Below are 3,726 nucleotides of genomic sequence, written 5' to 3'. Positions count from 1 at the left end.
AATTCAGTTATTTAATTAAATGAAAAGTTCAAATTGTTGGAACGCCGTATGCGGTGAAAGTCGCACGTACGGTGTGGAGTGGGGGAAAAGTTGGAGATAACTTCAAAGACTTACCTATCACTATATAATTATATTCAACAACAATATATACCTGATAATTTGATGGGAAAAAAATATTATACACCTCAAAATAACAAATATGAAAATTCTTTAATAGCTTATTGGAAAAAAATAAAACAAAAATAGGTATTAAATTTTATTGTTGACAAAGTTACTCGGATTTGATAGTATTATCATGGAAAGTATATAGAATTACTCAACATTTAAGGGGTGATTAAATGAAGTTATCTACTAAAGGGAGATATGGAGTGAAAGCTATGGTAGATTTAGCTATTCACTGTGGAAATGCACCCGTTTCAATTAAATCAATATCTCAAAGACAAAATATATCAGAATATTATTTAGAACAATTATTTAGCTCTTTAAGGAAGGCTAAACTTATAAAAAGTATTAGGGGAGCTCAGGGTGGATATATTTTAAATAAAGATCCACAAGACATAAAAGTAGCTGATATAATGGAAGTTTTAGAGGGACCTATTGAAATTTCGGATTGTGTAGAAGGTGTTATATGCACAAATGTAGATTGTTGTGCAACTAGGCTTTTATGGAAAAAGATTAAAGATAGTATAGATGAAGTTACTCATTCAGTAACTCTTAAAGATATAGTTAATGATTATAATAATATGAAAAAAAGAAATGAAACTTTAAAAATTCATAATAGGAGTGAAGAAAATGAACAATAAAGTTATATATATGGATTATGCTGCCACTACTTTTGTAAAACCTGAAGTTTTAGAAGAAATGATGCCATTTTTCACAAATAAATTTGGAAATCCATCATCATTTTATGGAATTTCTAGAGAAGTTAGAGGTGAAGTTGATAAAGCTAGGGCAAGAGTAGCAAAAGCATTAAATTGTGAACCCAATGAAGTTTATTTTACTGGTGGAGGATCAGAAGCTGATAACTGGGCAATAAAAGGAATAGCATTTGCTCATAGAAATAAAGGTAATCATATAATAACTAGTAAAATAGAGCATCACGCTGTGTTGCATGCATGTGAATATTTAGAAAAGCATGGATTTGAAGTTACATATTTAGATGTAGATGATAAAGGATTTATAAATTTAGATGAATTAAAAAATGCTATAACAAATAAAACAATATTAGTATCAATTATGTTCGCTAATAATGAAATAGGAACAATTGAACCAATAAAAGAAATTGGTGCAATTTGTAGAGAAAATAAAATATTATTTCACACAGATGCAGTTCAAGCATTAGGTAATATAGATATAAATGTTAAAGAAATGAACATTGATTTATTATCTTTAGCAGGACATAAAGTATATGGTCCAAAAGGGATAGGAGCATTATACATAAGAAGAGGAGTAAGAATTGACAATTTAATCCATGGTGGTGGTCAGGAAAGAGCTAGAAGAGCAGGTACGGAAAATATTCCTGCTATAGTTGGATTAGGTAAGGCTGTTGAAATTGCAACAGATAATTTAGAAGAGCATAAAGCTAGAATGACGGCTTTAAGAGATAAGTTAATAGATGGATTATTAAAAATTCCTTATACAAGATTAAATGGACCAGCTGGAGATAAAAGATTACCAGGTAATGTGAATGTTTGTTTTGAGTTTATAGAAGGAGAATCAATATTATTATCTTTAGATTTTAAAGGAGTATGTGCATCAAGTGGTAGTGCTTGTACATCAGGTTCTTTAGATCCATCACATGTATTATTAGCAATTGGGCTTCCACATGAAATTGCTCATGGTTCATTAAGATTAACTTTAGGAGAAGGATCAACGGAAGAAGATGTTGATTATGTTTTAGAGGTTATACCACCTATTATTGAAAGATTAAGAAATATGTCACCATTATGGGAAGATCATTTAAAGAAGGGAGATAAATAATTATGATATATAGTGAAAAAGTTATGGATCATTTTCAAAATCCAAGAAATGTAGGAGAAATAGAAAATGCAGATGGTATAGGTGAAGTTGGAAATGCCAAATGCGGAGATATAATGAGAATATATTTAAAAATTGAAGATAACAAAATTAAAGATGTTAAATTTAAAACTTATGGTTGTGGATCAGCAGTAGCTTCATCAAGTATGGCTACAGAACTTATTAAAGGAAAAACATTAGAAGAAGCTTGGGATTTATCTAATAAAGCAGTTGCAGAAGCTTTAGATGGATTACCACCAGTAAAAATGCACTGTTCAGTACTAGCAGAAGAGGCTATACATAAAGCTATAAATGATTATAGAGAAAAACAAGGATTAGAACCTTGGGATTTTAAAGAGCATTCACATGATATACATGACCATGTACATGGCGAATAATAATTTTAGAGTGGTGATTTTGTGAAAAAAAAGGTTGTTATAGGTATGAGTGGCGGAGTTGATAGCTCTGTTGCTGCTTATCTTTTAAAAGAGCAAGGATATGATGTAATTGGTGTTACAATGCAAATATGGCAAGAAGATAAGGAATTTGAAGAAAGAGAGGGTGGATGCTGTTCTCTTTCAGCTGTAGATGATGCTAGAAGGGTAGCAAATAAATTAGGAATTCCTTTTTATGTTTTAAATTTTAGGGATAGCTTTAAAAGAAATGTCATTGATTATTTTGTTGATGAATATGTGAATGGAAGAACTCCAAATCCATGTATTGCATGTAATAAACATTTAAAGTTTGATGAACTTTTAAGGAAAGCTCATGGAATTGGAGCAGACTATGTAGCAACAGGACATTATGCCAAGATAGAAAAAGAAAATGATAGATATGTTTTAAGAAGATCTGATGATGGTAGAAAAGATCAAACATATGCATTATATAATATGACTCAATATCAATTAGAGCATACTCTTATGCCTTGTGGAGTTTATACAAAGGATAAAATAAGAGAAATTGCTAAAAAAATTGGATTAGATGTACATAATAAAAAAGATAGTGAAGAAATTTGCTTTATACCAGACAATGATCATGGAAAATATATATTAAATTCTGTACCTAATAAAGTTAAACAAGGAAATTTTGTTGATAAAAATGGTAATGTTTTAGGAAAGCATAAAGGAATAGTTTATTATACTATTGGTCAAAGAAAAGGGCTAGGCTTATCTATGGGAAGACCAGTTTTTGTAACGGATATAAATCCAATGACTAATGAAGTAGTTATTGGACCGGAAGAAGATATTTTTAAAACGGATTTAATTTGTAAAAATATTAACTTAATATCTATTGAAAAGTTAAATGGTGAAATGACAGTAGAAGCAAAAATAAGATATTCTGCTAAGCCAGCAAAAGCTATAATAACTACTTTAAAAGATGGGAAAATAAAAGTTTCATTTAAAGAAAAACAAAGAGCAATAACTAAAGGGCAATCTGTGGTATTTTATAAAGATGAGTTAGTTGTTGGCGGTGGAGTTATAGAAACTATTTTATAAAATGAAAATACATAAAAAAAGAGCATACTATGTATGCTTCAGGCTGTCGACAAAGTCGACAGCCTTTCTATTTTCTTGTAAAATAATAATATGATGACTAAAAAAAATACTGATAATAGATTTAAAATTGAATTTAACAGTTTAGAAGCTCTTGTGCCTAAAAATCATTTAGTTAGACAAATTGATAGAGCAATAGATTTTAATTTTATATATG

5 protein-coding genes are annotated in these 3,726 nt (G+C 29.5%); all 5 read left to right on the top strand.

From position 1 onward, the window contains the following. Positions 1-90: 90 nt before the first annotated feature. On the top strand, positions 91-246 hold the full coding sequence (locus GBZ86_RS18300) for an AAA family ATPase (RefSeq protein ID WP_234885172.1): 156 nt from the start codon (positions 91-93) through the stop codon (positions 244-246). Between the two features lie 92 nt (positions 247-338). Continuing rightward, a complete protein-coding gene (locus tag GBZ86_RS13650) occupies positions 339-803 on the top strand; it encodes an RrF2 family transcriptional regulator (RefSeq protein WP_152891541.1) in 465 nt (154 codons plus the stop codon). Next, on the top strand, positions 793-1,980 hold the full coding sequence (gene nifS, locus GBZ86_RS13645; RefSeq protein ID WP_152891539.1) for a cysteine desulfurase NifS: 1,188 nt from the start codon (positions 793-795) through the stop codon (positions 1,978-1,980). The genes GBZ86_RS13650 and nifS overlap by 11 nt, the downstream gene beginning before the upstream one ends. A gap of 2 nt (positions 1,981-1,982) precedes the next feature. Further along, positions 1,983-2,414 (top strand): Fe-S cluster assembly scaffold protein NifU, encoded by a 432-nt coding sequence (nifU, locus tag GBZ86_RS13640; RefSeq protein WP_152891537.1) that lies wholly within the window; start codon positions 1,983-1,985, stop codon positions 2,412-2,414. A gap of 21 nt (positions 2,415-2,435) precedes the next feature. Next, on the top strand, positions 2,436-3,512 hold the full coding sequence (gene mnmA, locus GBZ86_RS13635) for a tRNA 2-thiouridine(34) synthase MnmA (RefSeq protein WP_327445270.1): 1,077 nt from the start codon (positions 2,436-2,438) through the stop codon (positions 3,510-3,512). Positions 3,513-3,726: the final 214 nt, after the last annotated feature.

Source organism: Clostridium tarantellae, from assembly GCF_009295725.1.
Classification (GTDB): domain Bacteria; phylum Bacillota; class Clostridia; order Clostridiales; family Clostridiaceae; genus Sarcina; species Sarcina tarantellae.
The sequence above is the reverse complement of the archived record's forward strand: the minus strand, read 5'-3'. Positions and strand labels throughout refer to the sequence as shown.